Source organism: Nocardia acidivorans NBRC 108247 (assembly GCF_001625085.1).
Classification (GTDB): domain Bacteria; phylum Actinomycetota; class Actinomycetes; order Mycobacteriales; family Mycobacteriaceae; genus Nocardia; species Nocardia acidivorans.
The window spans coordinates 208,375-225,460 of the sequence record NZ_BDAW01000009.1 but is presented as its reverse complement, the minus strand read 5'-3'; the positions used below and the strand labels follow the sequence as shown (position 1 = coordinate 225,460).

The window sequence follows — 17,086 nt, the reverse complement described above, 5'->3', positions numbered from 1 at the left end:
ACCTCGAGGACCGCCATCCACTTCCGCGACGGCCGCGCCAGCTTCCCGCAGGGCACGCACCTCACGCCGGCCGACGACGACCAGCGGCGCGAGTGCTACCGGCTGCGTCGCCGCGAGCACAACGAGGCCGAACTCATCTACCCCCCAATGGCATACACCGTCAGCGCGAGCGACCTGATGCCGCCCGTCTGACTTCGACCCACACGGGAACATTTCTCCAATCTTGGCGTGCTCGATCGGTCGATAGTGGTGCTCACCACCATCGACGACGAGAGGACACCCGTCGTGACCGACATCCTCGGCTCCGCGAAGACACCGAACGGCGAAACGTCAGAACCACGCTCCGGAGAGCGGTCAACGGCCGTGCGACCGCTGTTGGCCTGCGGCATCATTGCCCCGCTGCTCAATATTGTTGTGGTTCTTGTCCTCGGCGCCGTCCGACCCGGATACAACGCCTGGAAAGTCCCCGACAGCAATCTCGAACTGGGGGAGGGCGGATGGATTCAGATCACCAACTACCTCCTCACCGGCGCGCTCCTGCTCGCCTTCGCCGCGGGGATGCGGCTCCGACTGCCCACGGGCCGCGGATCCACCTGGGGCCCGATCCTGCTCGGCGTCTACGGCTTCACCTTCGTAGCCATCGGCCCCATCCTCCCCGACCCGTCCCTCGGCTACCCGGCGGGCGCGTCAACCGCATCAACCGTTCACGGGACCATCCACATCCTCTTGGGCCTACTCCAATTCACCTCCCTGATCGCGGCATGCTTCGTGCTGTCCCGGCGCGATGAAGAGCCCAAAACGATTGGTTGGCACCGGTATTCGGTAGCCACCGGCCTGCTCGTCGCCGCCTCTTACATCGCCTTCGTCCTCACCGCCAAATTGGTCGATGGCGGACCGGCCGGCCTCATCGAACGCATCGGAATCATCGCCGGTGGAATCTGGATCGCGCTGTTGGCAATTCGATTGATGAGCGGATCGCGGCCTGGCTCAGACGAGTAGGACTCGGCGGCCGCGGGTGTGGCCGGTTTGGCTGTCGGCGTGGGTGGAGGCGGCTTCGGTGAGGGGGTAGGAGTGGTTGATGGGGATGTGGATTTTGCCGCGGGTGATGAGGTCGGTGGCGGTGGCTAGGGCTTCGGGCATATCGCCGCCGGTCCCTGCGAAGCGGATGCCGAGCATGGGGGCTTCCCGTCGATCAGATTCCACAGCGGTGCGGCCGCTTTCGCCGGCACGCGAGGCGGCCGATCCGCAAACCGCTGTGGACGAGATCTTCCGGATGATCGAGGCGGCCTGGGCGGCCACCTCGATCGATCATGCGCGGATTCGGTCGTAGACGGCGGCCACCTCGCCCATTTCGCCGGTCTCCTGGAACGAGAGCATCCAGCGGGAGCCGGGCAGACCCTCTTCATGGAATAGCGCTTGACCCTGACGTAACGGGAGGGTTCATGATCTCTTCATGGCACAGACCTATCCCGCTTTCGATATCAGCCCCGTTCCCCTCCCGGCACTGGACGCCGAGGCGCCCGAACTCTTCCACGGCCTGTACGGCATGCCGATGTTCGTCACCGTTCCGACCGCCGATCTGGCTGCCTCCGTGGATTTCTGGACGCGCGGTCTCGGCTTCTTCGACCTGTTCACCGTCCCGAACCAGATCACTCACCTGCGGCGCTGGGCCTTCCAGGACGTCCTGCTCGTCCCGGGTGAGCAGCCCGCCGAGGCGCCGGCGCAGACGGTGAGCTTCTCCTGCGTCCTGAACCAGATCGATCAGATCGCCGCCGAGTGTGAGCGCCTGGTCCCGGGCTGCACGACGGGTCCGCGCCGAATGCCGTGGAATTCGATCGAATTGGAGGTGCGCACCCCCGAGCGCACGCGAGTCGTCATGACCGCCGCGCGCCCGTACGATTCGTCCGGCCCCGAAGCGGAATTCCTCCGGTCCATAGGAATCGCCGGCGATGGCCGGTGATACGGCCGAGGGGCGGACGGTCGGCGCGGTCGCCGCGCTGGTGGGCGTCACCATTCGCACCCTGCACCATTGGGATGAGATCGGCCTGGTGTGCCCGTCCGACCGCACGCCCGGCGGTTATCGGTTGTACACCCCGGAGGATGTGACGCGTATCCACCGCGTTCTGATCTACCGCGAATTGGATGTCCCGCTGACCGATATCGCCGCGCTGCTGGACGCGCCCGCCTCCGATGCCACCGCATCGCTGCGCCGTCAGCGTGAGCAATTGCGTGCGCGCATGGCACATTTGCAGAGCATGTCCGATGCGCTGGACAGATTGATCGAGGCCAGGCAATCGGGGCTGCTGCTCTCAGCCGAGGAACAGGTGGCGATCTTCGGCGCCGAATGGCAGCCCGGCTGGGTGAGCGATGCACATTCACGCTGGGCCGAGACGCCGCAGTGGGCGCAATACGCCGAACGATCCGCCGATCGCACGCCCGCCGAATGGCGGGAGATCACCGATGCGGTCAATGCGTTGAATGCCGAACTGGCCGAGGCATTTCGACGCGGCGTACCGCCGGGCACCGCCGAGGCCGACGCATTGGCCGAACGCCATCGCGCCTCGATCGGGCAGTATTTCGATTGCACGCATGCGATGCAAGTCTGCATAGCCCGCATGTATGTCGACGATTCCGGCTATGCGGATTTCTACAACGCGCTGGCTCCCGGCTTGAATATCTGGTTGCGGCGCATCATCGATGCGAATGCGCGCGCCCACGGCGTGGATCCCGATACCGCCGCCTCGTCGTGAGCCATCGCCCTGTTCCGGAGGTCGGATTCCGGGGGCTGAAAGATCGTTCCCTGGGCATGTTCCGCTCAAATTAGGGTGGTCAGGTGGTCGACGAGCGGGTGGTGTTCTGGTTGCGCCGGCGAACCGCGCTGGTCGATGCGACCAATATGGTCAAACACGCCGGATCCGGTGCGCGCCCGGGTTTCGATAGTCCCGCGAGACGGGTGGCTGCGCATCGACGTAGTGGACGATGGGCGCGGCGCACCCGGATCGGGCCGTGCGGGTTACGGGCTGCTGGGAATGCGCGAACGCGTCGCGGTATCGAGACCACACGGCAAATACTCCCGGCCGCGACGGCGACGACCCCGAAGGTGTTGGTGCTCACCACCTATGATCTCGATGATCACGCCGTCGCGGCGGTGCGGGCGAGCGCGGGCGGGTTTCTGCTGAACGACGTCCCATTTCGTCCCGCGGTCCTCACCCGAAAGGAATACCGGCGGCAATGCCCTGCGTCGTTCACACCGCTCTGGTAGCAATGAATTCATGACCAGCTTGGGAGCGGTGTTCCGTCCGCAGAATCCACCGGAGTCCCTGCGCGCCGCGGTGCGCGCCGCCGACGAGTCCGGGCTCGATGAGCTGTGGTTGTGGGAAGACTGTTTCCTGGAGGGCGGAATCTCCGCCGCCGCAACCGCGCTCGCCTGGAGTGAACGAGTCCGCATCGGCGTGGGCGTACTCCCGGTGCCACTGCGCAATGTCGCGGTGACCGCCATGGAGATCTCGACCCTGGAGCGCATGTTCCCCGGCCGCGGCATCTGGGGCGTCGGCCACGGCGTCCAGAACTGGATGGGCCAGGTCGGCGCGCGGGCGGCCTCACCGGTCACCCTGCTGCGCGAATACCTCGAAGCCCTGCGCGGATTGCTCGCGGGTCAGCGCCTCACAGTGAAGGGCCGCTACGTCCAACTCGACGATGTGGCCCTCGACTGGCCCCCGGCCGCCGCCCCGCCGATCCTCGCCGCCGCCAAGGGTCCGAAAACCCTTCAGCTGGTGGGCGAATCCGCCGACGGCGTGGTTCTGGACAACTCCAACTCCGCCGAGGGCATTCGCGCCGCCACCGAGATCATCCGGGCCGCCCGCCCCGAATCACTTGCCGCCCAGCCCTTCCCGATAGTGGTCTACCTGCTCGCGGCGACCGGTCCGGGTGCGGCCGAACGGGTAGCCGCCGAACTCGAGACCAAAGACCGCAACACCATCCCCGATGTGGGTATAGCCGGTGACGCCCGGGAGATAGCCGACACCGTGCTGCGCTGGGCCGAAGCGGGCGCGACCAGCGTCATTCTGCAACCCACCGCCGACGAACCCGATCCCAACGGCTTCATTCGCTTCGTCACCGACCAACTCCGCCCCCTCATTCCCTGATCCGGCGACGCCATCCGATTGCCGGAATTATTGCGAGCCAACGGCCGTCGGGGTTCAGCGGGACGATCCCGGACGCTACGGTGGGCCCGTGGCGGAGTGGATCAGCGTGTACTGCCGGGAGTCAGTGGAACTGGACGGCGCTGAAATGTGGGATTGGATATCCAGCGCGGATCTGTGGACGCTGGCCGAAGGATTCTTCGCGAGCGCCGACGAGGTGGAGGTGGCGCTCGAGGACGCACTGGTCAATCTGCAAATCACCGCCGAGCCGGATATCTGCGTGGAATGGAAAGGGCAGCGGGGGCGGGGGATTCGGATCTCCGATGTGACCGGCGCGGAGGTTGTCGCCCAGGTGGGCGAGGCATTGGGGGAGTCGCTGATCGGGGCGGTGGGACCGGGAGCGGACCGGATTCGAGCACACTTGGCCGCGACCACACAGGTGGTGAATATCGAGATGGCCGCGGATGATTCGCACGGTTTGGGCGCGGTGTTCGGATCGGTCATCGCCCTGCGCATCGCGGAGTACTCGCAGGGCCTGGTCTGGTACTTCGATACCGAATGGGTCGATCCGGACAAGCCCGCCGAAGCCCTCTGGACCGCGGCCTGACCGCCGAATTCACCAATTGTTGTCCGAGCGAACAACATTCGTCTGCCGGTAGATGGCCGTCCGGACATCCGGCGTCGCCACGGTGATGCGGCTTGGATGTCATGCGGATGTGAGGATTTCGATGAGCAGTACCACCGTCGCACGGGGCCGCTGGACCGCGGCCATCGCCGGAGCCCTGATGGCTTTGACCAGCGGCATCACCTGGGTCGCCCCGGGCAGCGCCGGCGCGGATCCGCTGTGCGCGCTGCGCAGCGGATCGGCGGGCAGTGCGTACTCCTGCGCGGCGGCGGGTGATCTCCTGGATGTGCGCATCGGCGATGTGCTGGCCACCCAGCCCGCACTGGGCTACGACGAGATCTATTACAAGCTCGGCCGCTACACGTTCGGCAAGGACCAGATCAACTCCAAGTTCAACGACTGGTGCGAGAGCAATGGTCAGCTCGCCGTCGTCTCGGCCACCCCGAATGCGCGCCTGAGCGATCCGTCCTCGTTCCAGTGCAAGCTGGCCGCGGGCCAGGAGACCGCCGAGAGCATCGCGGCCATGAAGACCGTGGTCATCGGCCCCGGTGGCAAGCCGTACCTCACCGACGGCCACCACACCCTCACCTCCTACCTGGAGACCCCGGACGGCGGCGCGGACATGCATGTGCGCCTGAAGGTGCTGGGCAATCTGAGCACGCTCTCGGATTCCGACTTCTGGGCGCAGATGAAGGCCAACGGCTGGGTGTGGCTCAAAGACGTGCAGGGCAATCCGGTAGCGGTGGATCAGCTGCCGAAGTCCCTGGGCCTGGCCAACTTCGCCGACGACAAGTACCGCAGCATGATGTACTTCGCCCGCGATATCGGCTACCACGTCGGCGATCTGCCGTTCGAGGAGTTCTTCTGGGGCGATTGGATGCGCAAGGGCGCTATCGGCGGCGACTGGAATCGCGATGACTTCACCGCCTACCTGGCAGCGCTGAAGACCGTCACCAAGGCGCAGACCGCGCTGTCCCCGGACACCATTGTCGCCGAGGGCAAGACGGCCAAGGAGCTCGATCAGCTGAGCGCCTGGAATGACGGCAAGGCCGAGGACAAGGGCGAATTCGGAAAGATCTCGCAGCCCTACTCGGCGGACAAGCCGGGCAAACTGGGCTATGCGGTGGAGTACCGGAACCGCAACGGGCGCTGACACCACCTCGTCAGGCGATACGGCATAGGGTTTGCTGGTGAGCAATCCGTTCTTCGAACCCAGCACCCTGCCGTATCAGCTGCCGCCGTTCGCGGATATCCGCGAGGAGCACTACCTGCCCGCGTTCGAGGCGGGCATGGCGGAGAAGCTCGCCGAGATCGACGCCATCGCCGGCAACACCGAGGGGCCGACCTTCGCGAATACGGTGGTGGCGCTGGAGCGTTCGGGGGCCGTGCTGACGCGCGTCGCGAATGTGTTCTTCAATATCTCCTCCTCGGACTCCACCCCGGGGGTCGATGCGATCGAGGGGGAGATGTCGCCGAAGCTGGCCGCGCTCAACGATGCCATGCTGTTGAATCAGCAGTTGTTCGCGCGCATCCGCGCGCTCTATGAGCAGCGGGAGAACCTGGAGCTGAGCGCGGAGCAGGCGCGCCTGCTGGAGCGGTATTACACGCGCTTCGTGCGCGCCGGGGCCGCCCTGAGCGAATCCGAACGGGATCAACTGCGCGCCTGGAATATGGAGATCGCCTCGGCGACAACCGAGTTCAAGCACAACATCATGGCCGCCACCAAGGCCGCGACGCTGGTGCTGGACACCGAGGCGGAACTCGCGGGGCTGACACCGGCCGCGGTGGCCGCGGCCGCCGAGAACGCCCGCGCGCTCGGCCAGGACGGTTGGGCGCTGAGTCTGCAGAATGTCTCCAATCAGCCGGTGCTCGCCGAACTCGCCGATCGTGAAGTGCGCCGCCGCATGATGATGGCCTCGCTCGGGCGCGGCTTCGGCGGCAGCCCGAATGCCGAACTGGCGGGCCGGATCGCGAGCCTGCGCGCCAAGCGCGCCGCCCTGCTGGGCTACACCGATCACGCCGCGTACACCGTCGCCGATCAGACCGCCAAGACCACCGATGCGGTGGAGGATATGCTGACCCAGCTCATCGCGCCCGCGGTCGCCAATGCCGAGCGCGAGGCCGCCGAACTGACGGCCGCCATGCGCGCGGGTGATCCGGCCGCCGATACCGAACTGCGGTCCTGGGATTGGCAGTACTGGTCTGAAAAGGTGCGCGCCGAACGCTTCGCACTCGATGCCGATGCGCTGCGCCCCTACCTCGAACTGGAGCGGGTGCTGCGCGACGGTGTCTTCCATGCCGCGGAACTGGTGTACGGCATCACCTTCCGGGAGCGTACGGATCTGGTCGGATATCACCCCGAGGTCCGGATCTTCGAGGTTTTCGATGCGGACGGCAGTGGCCTGGGCCTGTTCCTCGGCGACTTCTTCGCCCGGCCGTCCAAGCGCGGTGGCGCGTGGATGAATGAACTCGTCGGTCAGTCCGGTCTCGAGGGCACGCGCGCGGTGGTGGTCAACAACCTCAATATCGTGAAACCGCCTGCGGGCGAACCCGCCCTGCTCACCTGGGACAACGTCCGCACGCTGTTCCACGAGTTCGGGCACGCTCTGCACGGGTTGTTCTCCGATGTGGAGTATCCGTTCTTCTCCGGAACCTCTGTGCCGCGCGACTTCGTGGAGTTCCCGTCCCAGGTCAATGAGATGTGGGCCGATCGCCCCGAGATTCTGGAGAACTACGCCAAACACGTCGAGACCGGTGCGCCGATCCCGGCCGAACTCCTCGACAAGCGAGCCGCCGCAGCGCGATTCGGCGAGGGCTTCCGCACCGTGGAGTACCTGGGCGCGACCCTGCTGGATTGGGCGTGGCATCGCATCACCGCCGACCAATCCGCCGATATCGACGCCGAACTATTCGAGGAATCGGCGTTGCGCAAGGCCGGTCTGGCGCTGTCGGCCATTCCGCCGCGCTACCGCACCGGATACTTCGCGCATATCTTCGCGGGCGGTTACGGCGCGGGCTACTACTCCTACATCTGGAGTGAGGTGCTCGACGCAGACACCGTGGAGTGGTTCGAGGACGGCGCCGCCCCGATCCGCGAGAAAGGTGAACAGTTCCGTCGCGGACTGCTCGCCAAAGGCGGATCGGTCGACCCGCTCGTGGCGTACGAGTCGTTCCGCGGCCGGGCCCCGGAGATTCAACCGCTGCTGAACCGGCGGGGGCTGACCGGCTAGTCGAAACCCGTTCCGAGGCGGTCTATTCGGTCGCGCCGCCCCGGAAGGCACCGGCGTGCACCGTGGCCCACTGGGCGAAGGTGCGTGGTGCGCGGCCGGTGATCTCCTCCACGGTCGGCCGGACGATGGATTCATCGATGGCACCGTTGACGTAGAAGTCGAAGAAGGCGTCCACGTATTCGACGGGGGTGTCGCGCAACATATCCGCCCGCGCCTCCGCATCGCCGAGTCCGACACAGATCAGGTCGCGATCCAGAATCCGCGCCAGGATCGCGACCTGATCGGCCGGGCGCAGCGGTTCCGGGCCGGTGGGCCAGAGAATTTCGCCGCGATAGGCATCCTCGAGCAGGGCGTGCGAAGCCACCGCCGCCAGATCATAGGGGTCCAGCGAGGCCGTGCGGACCTCCGGGAAGGCTGCGCGCACCACATCACCCGCGGTGAGCTGGGGCAGCCAGCGCAGGGCATTCGAATCGAAGGCGCAGGGCCGCAGAATCGTCCATGCCGCACCGGATTCGGTGACCTCGCGTTCGGAGGCCATCATGTATCGGGTCACGGCGTTGCTCGCATCACCGGTGGCGGCCGAGACACCGGACAGCTGCACGATATGCTCCACGCCCGCCTTGACCGCCGCCTGCGCCACACCCGGATAGCCGGGCAGCAGAAATACCGCGCGGGCTCCGGCGAAGGCCGCCGAAAGCGTTTCCGGCGCAGTCAGATCCGCCGCGAAGCCCTCGACGCCCCGCGGTAGCGCCGCCCGCCTCGGATCGCGCACCAGGGCCCGCACCGGCTCGTCACCGCCCGCGAGGGCCTGCACCAGATCCGCGCCCACATTGCCGGTCGCACCCGTCACCACGAACATGCTCGAAACCCCTTCACCGGTGGCCCCCGAATGGTAGCCCGGATTCAGGAATACACGAGAAGTGAACGGATGGAACAGCATCGGCGAGGAATCCTTACGATTCTCCCGGGTCGTTCGACATCAGTCCAGGTCATAGGCGAGCGGGTGCAGCGGCTGATACAGCCCGACCTCACCCGCGCCCGGCACCAGGAAGCTGGTGATCCGGCCCCAGCGAGCCTCGCTGATCTCCGAATTGAATTCGACGCCCTTGGCGGCGAGTTCGGCCATGGTGGCCTCGAGGTCGTCGCACATGAAATAGAGCGCGTGCAGACCGCTCTCCGGCGAGGCCGCCGGATGGAAGGCGATCTCACCGGGCGGGGATTTGAAGATCAGCCAATCACCCCCGGCATCGACATTCGGCAGATTCAGCACATCGCGGAAGAAGGCCCGCGCGCGCTCGGCGTCGGAGGCGTAGATGATGGTGTGCGCACCATTGATCATGTGCCGACGCTAACAGTGCGGGAGTACTGAATCGGGAAGGCGGACCACATGATTTGTGGGTCCGGGCCACCGGCGCACCGGCATGGCGTCAGGTATGCGCCGCCGATGTCGACAGGGTCCGCATCAGGAGGTCGGCGAAGGCTTCCGGTTCGTCGGTGAAACCGCTGTGGCCGCCCGGGAATCGGGTGCCCTCGATACCGAGACGCGCGGCGAGGACGGCTGCCGGGCGGGCCGGGAGGTGGTCGCCGGTTTCGTGGCCGGAGGCCAGGACCAGACGATCGGTGACCTTCCTCAGAGCCTCGACATCGGGGATGTGCGAAGTGAACTGGCGCAGTTCGTGTTCCATCATGACGGGGGAGTTGGCTATCAGCCGCGCCATCATGGCCTGAGCGCGCGGGGACAGGCTCGCGGGGTCGGGCAGGGGCTTCATGGTGCCGCCGATGCCTTTCAGGAAACGCGCCCCCGCCGCCCCGAGGCCCTCGGTGCGGTAGAGGGTGTAGACCTCATCGACGAATGCCCGCTGCGCCTCCGCGTCGGGAAGGATTGCGAAGCACGGCGGTTCGTGTGCGACGAGCCGGTGCACACGGTCGGGATGCCGGGCCAGCAACTCCAGCCCGACGATCGCACCGCTGCTGCCGCCGAACACGTAGGCGGGCTCATCGGTGAGGTGGGTGATCAGCCGATAGACGTCGTCGGCCTGGACCTCGACGCGCTGATCCAGCGGTTCCCCGTCATCGATGGTGCTGTGCGAGTACCCGCGCGGGTCCAGACAGGCCACCGTGAACCGCTCCGCGAGCAGATCCGCGAGCGGATCCACGACGGCGGCATCCCCGCCCCCGCCCGGAATCACCAGCAGCAGTGGTCCATTGCCTCGCACCTCGTAGTAGACGATCGCGCCGGGCACGCGCAGGGTGCCGGATCTCATGAGAACCCCTCTTTCCTATGACTATTAGGTTTCGAACTAATATACATAGGTACTGATGCCTGGCAAGTTTCTTTACAGCGCGGCCACACGGCGCTCGAATCGGATCGATGAAATGTTCGAATGCACCGATGAGTTTCGCGGCGGCGCACCGTCCTCACCGGTGTCCACCCAGTCAGCTCGTTGGGAGCAACCATGACCTCTGCCACGCCCGTCACGACCCGATTCCTGACCGTTCCAGACGGCCGTCTCTACTACGAAACCCGCGGTAGCGGGCCGCTTCTCGCCCTCGTCGGCGCTCCGATGGATTCGGTCCCGTTCATTCCGGTGGCCGAACTGCTCGCCACCGATTACACGGTGCTGACCCCGGATCCGCGCGGGCACGGCCGCAGCGTGCTGGACGATCCGGAACAGGACTCGACACCCGAGTCGCGCGCCGACGATCTGGCCCGGCTGATCACGAATCTCGATGCGGGCCCGGCCATTGTGTTCGGCTCCAGCGGCGGCGCCATCACCGGTCTGGCGCTGGCGCTGGCGCATCCCGAATCGGTGTCGACCCTCATTGCCCACGAACCGCCGCTGCGGGAACTCCTCGACGACCGCGCCGAACAGCGGACCGAGGGCGAGGCCATCATCGCCGCGTACGCGTCCGGTGACATTCTCGGCGCGGTGCGCAGGTTCTTCGCCAGTACCGGCCTCGCCATGCCCGAGCCGGTGTTCCAGCAGGTCTTCGGCGGTGAGCGGAGCGCGGAAGACCTTGCCTCCGAACGCTTCTTCTATCTGCACGAGTTCGCGGGCACCGCGGGCTGGGAACCGGATCTGGACGGTCTGCGCGGCACGCCGACGAAAATCATCATCGGTATCGGCGACACCTCCACCGATCTGTTCTGCGATCGCACCTCGCGCGAGTTGGGCGCGGCCCTGGGGATCGAGCCGACGCTGTTCCCCGGTGGGCATGGCGGATTCATGGAGGATCCCGAGGCGTTCGCCAAGCGCGTTCGAGAAGTACTGCGGGACAACTAGAGTCGCGAGCGTGTACTCGCCGCGGTCCGGCGCGGTGAGTACACGCTCGCGATCAGGAAGGCCTGGTGCGCCAGCGTGCGTAGGTGTTCTCGGGGGTGACCGTGATGACATCGGCCACCTGGACCAGGGGGTCCGGAATCTCGCCGTCGAAATGCTCGAGACTGGGCGTTATGACCGCATCCGCCTCATTCTGGGATATCGCGTCGCGTACCTCCTCCAGGATTTCGCTCGTCTCCGGGCCGTAGACCAGGGTTCGGCACAGGTCGTATCCCAAACGCCTTGCGAGCTGCCGCATTTGGGCCTGATCCCAACGCTGGTGCGTTCCGGACACATCATGGCGCAGGAAACCGATCGCCGCCGGCTGGTGCTGCATCTGCCCGTCCTTCCATTCGTCCGGCTCGGGATGATCTCCACGGTATGGCACATTCGTGTGTCACACACCCGAAGTTGTTGAAGTGCTTGGCGATTGCCCAGGTCAGGGATGCCCTGCGCGCGGTGCCGGGGCTTGCACGGTGAGGACTCGGCCCGTGCGGTTCGCCGCCGTCATCCCCTCCGCGCCCTTCCATTCGGCCGCGACGATGTACAGCGTGTCACCGCCGAGCATGCAGGCGAACGGTGCGCGATCCAGTTCCACCCGCGCGAGCACCCGCCCGCCCTCCTCGATGCGCAGGCAACGCTCCATGGCCGCGGCCCAGACCGCGCCCTCGCTGTCGAGGCAGATCCCGTCCGGATAGCCGTCCACCTCGGCCCAGATCCGGCGATTGCCCAGGGTGGTGTCGGTGCCGATATCGAAGGCGGTCAACCGTTTCGCGTGCGATTCGGCGACAATCAGCGTGGAGCCGTCGGGGGTGATAACCATCCCGTTGGGAAAATGCAGGTCGTCCGCGACCTGGGTGACCTTGCCATCGGGTGTGACCACCGCCAGTACACCGGGTTTCGGATCCGCACCCGCCATCATGTCGAAGCCGATGGAATTGATGTACGCGTTGCCGTGCGCATCGACCACGATCTCATTCCACGGATGGCTCGAGATATCCGCGAGCTCGGCATGGGTGACCAGCTCCCCGCCCGGCTCCCGCCGTAACAGTCTGCGGCCGTCCGCATTCGACAGAATCAGCAGTCGCCCATCCGGCAACCAATCGAAGCAAAAGGGAATTCCGGACATTTCCAACTCGACGGTCTTCGCACCCCCGCTGTCGACCGACATCACCTCCCCGGCCAGCCAATCGGACAGCCACAGCCGATCCCCGTGCCACCGCGGCGATTCCCCCAGCGCCAGGCCCTCCAGCAGTACCGTGGGCGGCGATATCGCAGGACTTCCGGTCATCCTTCACCTCCGAATAGAGTGATCCACTACTGCTGACGGGGCGAGCCCACGAAACTCATCGCGGTGCCGGATCACAACTCGCCGTCCGCCCGGATCATCTCTTCCCAAACCTGCTGGTTTCCTCCGGCCACCCTGTCCGCCTCCCGGTGGCCGGAGGAAACCGGTGTTCGTCAGTCGACGGCGGTGGCCTCGAGCTCGACGAGTTGGCCCGGAATCGCCAGGCGGGTTACGCCGAGCATGGTGGTCGGCGGGGCCACGGCGGCGGTCGCGAGTCGTGCTGCCAGTCGGCCGTAATGCTGGAACAGCAGGTCTACGTCGGTGGTGTAGACGTTGAGACGGATGAGGTTCGCCAGGGTCATACCGGCGGATTCAAGGAGGGCCTCGAGATTGTCGAGGGCCAGGTCGAGTTGGGCGGCCATATCTCCGGGGTGCAGGGGCCGGCCGTCGGGGCTCATGGCGGTTTGGCCGGAGCAGTAGAGGGTTCGGGTGTGACCGGTGACTATTTCGGCTTGGTTGAAACCCATGTCCTCGGACCAGGTTACGGGGTTGACCGCGGTGCGCTCGGCTACCACATCGGCTCCATTCGACTCTCCGAGGCACAGCGGTTGTGCCCTCGTAGTGGTCAGCCTCGCAACAAAATACGACATCCTCTGTCGGGTATTGGTTAGAGTTTTTTCATGCGCGCCGACCGGTTGGTGTCGCTGGTGTTGCTCCTGCGCCAGCGCGGTCGACTGACCGCCACCGAACTCGCCGACGAACTGGAGGTCTCCACCCGGACCGTGCTGCGCGATATCGAGGCGCTGTCGTCGGCGGGTGTTCCGGTCTTCGCCGAACGCGGGCGGCACGGTGGCTTCGCATTGCTGCCGGGGTTCAGAACCGAACTCACCGGGCTCAATCACGATGAGGCGCTCGCCCTGTTGATCGCCGGATCACGCCGTGGCGCACAGGCATTCGGGCTCGGTTCGGCCCTCGCCTCGGCCATGCTCAAGGTCATCGACGCACTACCGGACGGCTACCGCGACACCGCGGCCGACGTCGCCGAGCGACTGCTCATCGATCCGGAGACCGACCTGCTGGCCCGGCGCTTGTCGGCGGACGAGGTGCCCGGTGCCATCCTGTCCGAGATCCGCAGCGCCGTCTTCGCCGGGCATAAGCTCCGCATCCATTACGCGGCCTTCGACCGAGCTCCCGAATGGCGCACGGTTGACCCGATCGGCCTGGTCATTGTGCGCGATCAGGGTTACCTGCTCGCCACGAAATCCGGGGCGGACCGCACCTACCGCCTCTCCCGAGTATCGGCGGCCGAGGAACTCTCCGAACCGGCGGAGCGCCCGGACCGAGTCGATCTGGACCGCGCCTGGCAGGACCGCAGTACTCGATTTCGTACCGGCGGCAATCAGATCACGGTGCTGGCGCGGGTGAACCCGGCCCGGCGAGACGACCTGGCGGCCACCGCCTTGGCCGTCCACGGCGAGGAACTCGACAAATCCGGTTGGCTGCGTATGGAAGTCACCTTCCAGGACGCACGCCACGCCGAATGGGCGCTCTGGGAATTGGCGACGGACGCGGAAGCCCTTGCCCCGCAATCCCTGCGCGCTGCGCTGCATCACCGCGCCACCGCCATCGCGATCCGCTACGGCGAATCCCCGCGAGCCGCCGTCGATCCCGCGCCATGACCGCCGCCAGTCGCGGTCCCGGTAGTAATTGCCGAAAATGCAACGATGTTCGGAATGTCGTCTGGTAGAAGGCGATTCGGTGGTTCCGATCGAACCGCCGCGCCGGGGTTGGTCCGCAGTGCCGGGGTCGAGGTGGTGGTAGATCGTCTTGCGGGAGACGCCGAAGCTCTCGCCGATCTGGGCGACGGTGTACTTGCGCTTGCCGCGTTCGTCGTACATTTCCCTCGCTTTGAGGACCTGTAGCTGTGTCAGGCTCGATGGCCGGCCACCGAGGCGGCCGCGTGCCCGCGCGGATTGCAAACCTTCGAAGGTGCCTTCGCTGATCAGGTCGGCGGTCATCTCCTCCATGGCGGCGATGACATGGAACAGGAATCGTCGGGCGGGGGTGGTGGTGTCGATGCCTTGTTTGAGCACGATTAGATCGATGCCGCATTCGTCGAGTGCGGCGGCGAGTTCGGTCATGTGCCGCACCGACCGGAACGGGCGAGACAGCCGAGTTATCACCAGTTCGTCATCGCGACGCAGATGCCCGAAGCACTGGTCCCATTCCGGGCGACGAGCGAGTTTGCCTGACGCCTTATCCACCCAGATTCGTTCGCACCCTGCGGCATTGAGTGCATCGATCTGAGAGTCGTCGTTCTGCCCACGCGTGGAGACCCGCGCATACCCGAACCGAGCCATGCAGAGAACCGTCCCATAAAGGGCCGACAAGTCCGGTTGCGTCCCATAGATTCCGCACACGAGTTGTGTCCCAAATCCGGCGTTGGCTGACCTTGGATTCCGGCGAGCGGTGGGAGCGACCTGTTGTCGGGCGGAAACGATCGTTCTCGCCCCGTCGCGAGGAACGACATGGGGCAGTTCACCGCGCACTGACGATTGCGGGGCCGAAGACGACGGATCTGTAACCTGGACGGGGTCGGAACCGGTATTTGCGATGAGGGGACGTATTGAACGACTACGGCAGCTTCGCGACAATGCCGTTGCCGATCCAGCGGTTACCGCGCCGCCCCGCCGAACCGGTCAAGTTGAAAGGGGTTGGCGGACAAGGGGGCGCGGACAGTGCGGGGCTGGCCCGCGCGGGCAGGCTCGTGGCTCTTGCCGGTGTCGTCAGTCGGGTCACGGGGTTCGCCCGAACGATCGTGGTGGCCGCTGTGCTCGGGACCGCGATGGTCGGCGATGCCTACAACGGTGCGAACAATCTGCCGAACATGCTGTACGAACTGCTACTCGGCAGCGTACTGGCCGCCGCTGTCGTCCCCGTGTTGACCAGGGCTCGCCGCCAGGGCCGCAAGCGTTCCCGCGAATTCACCCAGCGCGTCATGGTCGCGGCCGTGCTGGTATTGGCGGCGGTCACGGTGCTCACCGTGGCGTGCGCTCCCCTGATCGTGCGGGTATTCGTGACGGACTCCGAACAACGCCACCTCGCCACGTGGTTCGCCTACCTGCTGTTGCCGCAGATCTTCTTTTATGGGGTGACGGTCGTTGTGAGTGCGGTACTCAACGTCCGCGATAGCTTCGCCACGGCAGCATGGGCGCCTGTGGTCAACAACGTGATCATGTTGGCGACGTGCGGGGTGTTCGTTCTGGTTCCCGGCCCGGTCACCCTCACACCTACTTCCATGACCACAGCTCAGGTGTTGACTATCGGCGTGGGCACCACCGCGGGAATCGTGGGACAAGCTGCTTGGGTGGTCACGGCGTTGCGGCGCAATGGTTTCGCGTGGAGTTGGCGAGTGCGGCCACTTCCCTATACGTGGCGTCCGGTCCGATCCGGTTTGCCTATCTTGGGATGGCTGCTCGTCTACGCCGCGATCAGCCAGATCGGTGTCGCGATCACGATGCGTGTCGCCTTCGACCATGGCGGCGTGTCCATCTACTCCTATGCCGAACTGCTGTTCCAGGTTCCCTACGGCATTCTCGCGGCATCGGTGCTGACCGTACTGATGCCACGCATTTCCCGCGCCGCTGCCCTCGGCGATCATGCCGCGGTGATCGCCGATCTTTCCCGTGGTGCCCGGTATCTGTCCGTGGCCCTGATACCGGTGACGATGGCGATGAGTGTGCTGGGTCCAGAGTTCGCCGCGTTGGTATTCACCGGTCGTGTCGACGCCGATGCGGCCCGGTTGATCGGGACCGCGGTCGCTTGTTCGGCTTTCGGGCTCGCACCGTTCGCTCTGGTCATGCTGCAAATGCGAGTGTTCTACGCCTACAACGACACTCGCACCCCGACCGTGATCAATGTCGTCATGGTGGTAACGAAGGTGACGATCCTGACCTTGGCGGCGGCCGTTCTGACCAACCATGCCGTGATCGTGATGCTCAGCGTTGCAAGCTCGGTTGCCTACGTTGCCGGTGCGGTGACTGGGCATATTCTGCTCCGTCGGCGATACGGGCTGCTTGGCTTTTCCGCCGTCGCAACTACGGTCCACCGCGTTATGTGGGCAACCGCCTTCGCCGGAGCAGCTGGCCTGGCCGCTATTGCTCTCGCCCGGATGACGATCGGCACGCCCAGCATCGAACAACTTGCCGCCCTGGCCGCAGGAGCGACCGTCAGCACCGCGGTGTTCCTGCTCGCAGCGATAGTGATCGGTATCCCCGAAATCCGTGCGGCACGTACTCTGCTGATCCGTTCATGAGGCGGAGCCCTGTTTCCTGGATGCCTGGGCGCGCCACGTGCGCATAACGAAGTGTTTGGGGTTCCCCCGGCTGCCTCCGGAACCGGTTACGCCGCAATGGCTTTGTTGCCCCTCGCCGATTGGTCGGCGCTGCGCGCATCGCCCGCTGGTCGAGGCGCTCGCGAAC

At 65.8% G+C, this 17,086-nt stretch carries 18 protein-coding genes and 2 pseudogenes; 12 read left to right on the top strand and 8 right to left on the bottom strand.

All coding sequences use genetic code 11. The features are described 5' to 3' along the window. Positions 1-228 precede the first annotated feature (228 nt). Complete coding sequence (locus NA10_RS04500) at positions 229-999, top strand: DUF998 domain-containing protein (RefSeq protein ID WP_084514293.1); 771 nt, start codon at positions 229-231, stop codon at positions 997-999. Here NA10_RS04500 and NA10_RS04495 read toward each other — a convergent pair. Continuing rightward, positions 988-1,188: pseudogene (locus NA10_RS04495) on the bottom strand (zinc-binding dehydrogenase); the annotation flags it as partial. The gene NA10_RS04500 and the pseudogene NA10_RS04495 overlap by 12 nt on opposite strands. A 19-nt stretch (positions 1,189-1,207) precedes the next feature. Between NA10_RS04495 and NA10_RS39080 the strand changes: the two are divergent. From NA10_RS39080 to NA10_RS04465, 8 genes are all read left to right on the top strand, one after another. After that, on the top strand, positions 1,208-1,330 hold the full coding sequence (locus tag NA10_RS39080) for a hypothetical protein (protein ID WP_281180145.1): 123 nt from the start codon (positions 1,208-1,210) through the stop codon (positions 1,328-1,330). Between the two features lie 123 nt (positions 1,331-1,453). Further along, on the top strand, positions 1,454-1,960 hold the full coding sequence (locus NA10_RS04490) for a VOC family protein (RefSeq protein ID WP_067563682.1): 507 nt from the start codon (positions 1,454-1,456) through the stop codon (positions 1,958-1,960). Then, a complete protein-coding gene (locus NA10_RS04485; protein WP_067563679.1) occupies positions 1,950-2,750 on the top strand; it encodes a MerR family transcriptional regulator in 801 nt (266 codons plus the stop codon). Before NA10_RS04490 ends, NA10_RS04485 begins: the two co-directional genes overlap by 11 nt. 356 nt (positions 2,751-3,106) lie before the next feature. Beyond that, on the top strand, positions 3,107-3,262 hold the full coding sequence (locus tag NA10_RS37915; protein WP_174562470.1) for a hypothetical protein: 156 nt from the start codon (positions 3,107-3,109) through the stop codon (positions 3,260-3,262). Between the two features lie 10 nt (positions 3,263-3,272). Then, complete coding sequence (locus NA10_RS04480; RefSeq protein WP_067563676.1) at positions 3,273-4,145, top strand: LLM class flavin-dependent oxidoreductase; 873 nt, start codon at positions 3,273-3,275, stop codon at positions 4,143-4,145. An 88-nt stretch (positions 4,146-4,233) separates the two neighbouring features. Further along, positions 4,234-4,749, top strand: a complete 516-nt coding sequence (locus NA10_RS04475; RefSeq protein WP_067563673.1) for a hypothetical protein — start codon at positions 4,234-4,236, stop codon at positions 4,747-4,749. 121 nt (positions 4,750-4,870) lie between these two features. Beyond that, positions 4,871-5,920, top strand: coding sequence for a ParB/Srx family N-terminal domain-containing protein (locus NA10_RS04470; protein WP_067563670.1), 1,050 nt, complete (start codon positions 4,871-4,873; stop codon positions 5,918-5,920). Between the two features lie 37 nt (positions 5,921-5,957). Beyond that, positions 5,958-7,997: a M3 family metallopeptidase gene (locus NA10_RS04465; RefSeq protein WP_245677022.1), complete on the top strand. Its 2,040-nt coding sequence runs from the start codon at positions 5,958-5,960 to the stop codon at positions 7,995-7,997. A gap of 22 nt (positions 7,998-8,019) precedes the next feature. On the opposite strand, the gene NA10_RS04460 is transcribed toward NA10_RS04465, so the two are convergent. From NA10_RS04460 to NA10_RS04450, 3 genes are all read right to left on the bottom strand, one after another. Continuing rightward, positions 8,020-8,937: an NAD(P)H-binding protein gene (locus NA10_RS04460; RefSeq protein WP_218021443.1), complete on the bottom strand. Its 918-nt coding sequence runs from the start codon at positions 8,935-8,937 to the stop codon at positions 8,020-8,022. Positions 8,938-8,976: 39 nt separating this feature from the next. After that, positions 8,977-9,336: a VOC family protein gene (locus tag NA10_RS04455; RefSeq protein WP_067563664.1), complete on the bottom strand. Its 360-nt coding sequence runs from the start codon at positions 9,334-9,336 to the stop codon at positions 8,977-8,979. A gap of 88 nt (positions 9,337-9,424) precedes the next feature. Beyond that, complete coding sequence (locus NA10_RS04450) at positions 9,425-10,261, bottom strand: alpha/beta fold hydrolase (RefSeq protein WP_067563662.1); 837 nt, start codon at positions 10,259-10,261, stop codon at positions 9,425-9,427. A gap of 192 nt (positions 10,262-10,453) precedes the next feature. Here NA10_RS04450 and NA10_RS04445 point away from each other — a divergent pair, with 192 nt between their 5' ends. After that, positions 10,454-11,281, top strand: coding sequence for an alpha/beta fold hydrolase (locus NA10_RS04445; protein WP_067563659.1), 828 nt, complete (start codon positions 10,454-10,456; stop codon positions 11,279-11,281). A 52-nt stretch (positions 11,282-11,333) separates the two neighbouring features. On the opposite strand, the gene NA10_RS04440 is transcribed toward NA10_RS04445, so the two are convergent. The 3 genes from NA10_RS04440 to NA10_RS04430 all read right to left on the bottom strand — a co-directional run bounded on the left by NA10_RS04440 (position 11,334) and on the right by NA10_RS04430 (position 13,132). Continuing rightward, entirely contained in the window at positions 11,334-11,654 is a 321-nt protein-coding gene (locus NA10_RS04440; RefSeq protein ID WP_067563656.1) for a hypothetical protein, read from the bottom strand. 102 nt (positions 11,655-11,756) lie between these two features. Continuing rightward, positions 11,757-12,608: an SMP-30/gluconolactonase/LRE family protein gene (locus tag NA10_RS04435; protein ID WP_067563655.1), complete on the bottom strand. Its 852-nt coding sequence runs from the start codon at positions 12,606-12,608 to the stop codon at positions 11,757-11,759. 170 nt (positions 12,609-12,778) lie between these two features. Further along, positions 12,779-13,132 carry a RidA family protein gene (locus tag NA10_RS04430; RefSeq protein ID WP_067563966.1) on the bottom strand — a complete coding sequence of 118 codons (354 nt, stop codon included), beginning with the start codon at positions 13,130-13,132 and terminating at the stop codon, positions 12,779-12,781. A 153-nt stretch (positions 13,133-13,285) separates the two neighbouring features. Between NA10_RS04430 and NA10_RS04425 the strand changes: the two genes are divergently transcribed. Continuing rightward, complete coding sequence (locus NA10_RS04425; protein ID WP_067563652.1) at positions 13,286-14,284, top strand: helix-turn-helix transcriptional regulator; 999 nt, start codon at positions 13,286-13,288, stop codon at positions 14,282-14,284. 285 nt (positions 14,285-14,569) lie between these two features. Here the strand turns inward: NA10_RS04425 and NA10_RS39425 are convergent. Further along, positions 14,570-14,965, bottom strand: a pseudogene (locus NA10_RS39425) (recombinase family protein); the annotation flags it as partial. Between the two features lie 266 nt (positions 14,966-15,231). Between NA10_RS39425 and murJ the strand changes: the two are divergent. Next, a complete protein-coding gene (gene murJ, locus NA10_RS04420) occupies positions 15,232-16,920 on the top strand; it encodes a murein biosynthesis integral membrane protein MurJ (protein ID WP_245677020.1) in 1,689 nt (562 codons plus the stop codon). Positions 16,921-17,086: the final 166 nt, after the last annotated feature.

Bases quoted from the DNA above. Each gene is read 5' to 3' on its own strand.
- NA10_RS04490 (WP_067563682.1), top strand. From the start codon at position 1,454: ATGGCACAGACCTATCCCGCTTTCGATATCAGCCCCGTTCCCCTCCCG.
- NA10_RS04485 (WP_067563679.1), top strand. From the start codon at position 1,950: ATGGCCGGTGATACGGCCGAGGGGCGGACGGTCGGCGCGGTCGCCGCG.
- NA10_RS04480 (WP_067563676.1), top strand. From the start codon at position 3,273: ATGACCAGCTTGGGAGCGGTGTTCCGTCCGCAGAATCCACCGGAGTCC.
- NA10_RS04470 (WP_067563670.1), top strand. From the start codon at position 4,871: ATGAGCAGTACCACCGTCGCACGGGGCCGCTGGACCGCGGCCATCGCC.
- NA10_RS04460 (WP_218021443.1), bottom strand. From the start codon at position 8,937: ATGCTGTTCCATCCGTTCACTTCTCGTGTATTCCTGAATCCGGGCTAC.
- NA10_RS04455 (WP_067563664.1), bottom strand. From the start codon at position 9,336: ATGATCAATGGTGCGCACACCATCATCTACGCCTCCGACGCCGAGCGC.
- NA10_RS04450 (WP_067563662.1), bottom strand. From the start codon at position 10,261: ATGAGATCCGGCACCCTGCGCGTGCCCGGCGCGATCGTCTACTACGAG.
- NA10_RS04445 (WP_067563659.1), top strand. From the start codon at position 10,454: ATGACCTCTGCCACGCCCGTCACGACCCGATTCCTGACCGTTCCAGAC.
- NA10_RS04440 (WP_067563656.1), bottom strand. From the start codon at position 11,654: ATGCAGCACCAGCCGGCGGCGATCGGTTTCCTGCGCCATGATGTGTCC.
- NA10_RS04435 (WP_067563655.1), bottom strand. From the start codon at position 12,608: ATGACCGGAAGTCCTGCGATATCGCCGCCCACGGTACTGCTGGAGGGC.
- NA10_RS04430 (WP_067563966.1), bottom strand. From the start codon at position 13,132: ATGGGTTTCAACCAAGCCGAAATAGTCACCGGTCACACCCGAACCCTC.
- NA10_RS04425 (WP_067563652.1), top strand. From the start codon at position 13,286: ATGCGCGCCGACCGGTTGGTGTCGCTGGTGTTGCTCCTGCGCCAGCGC.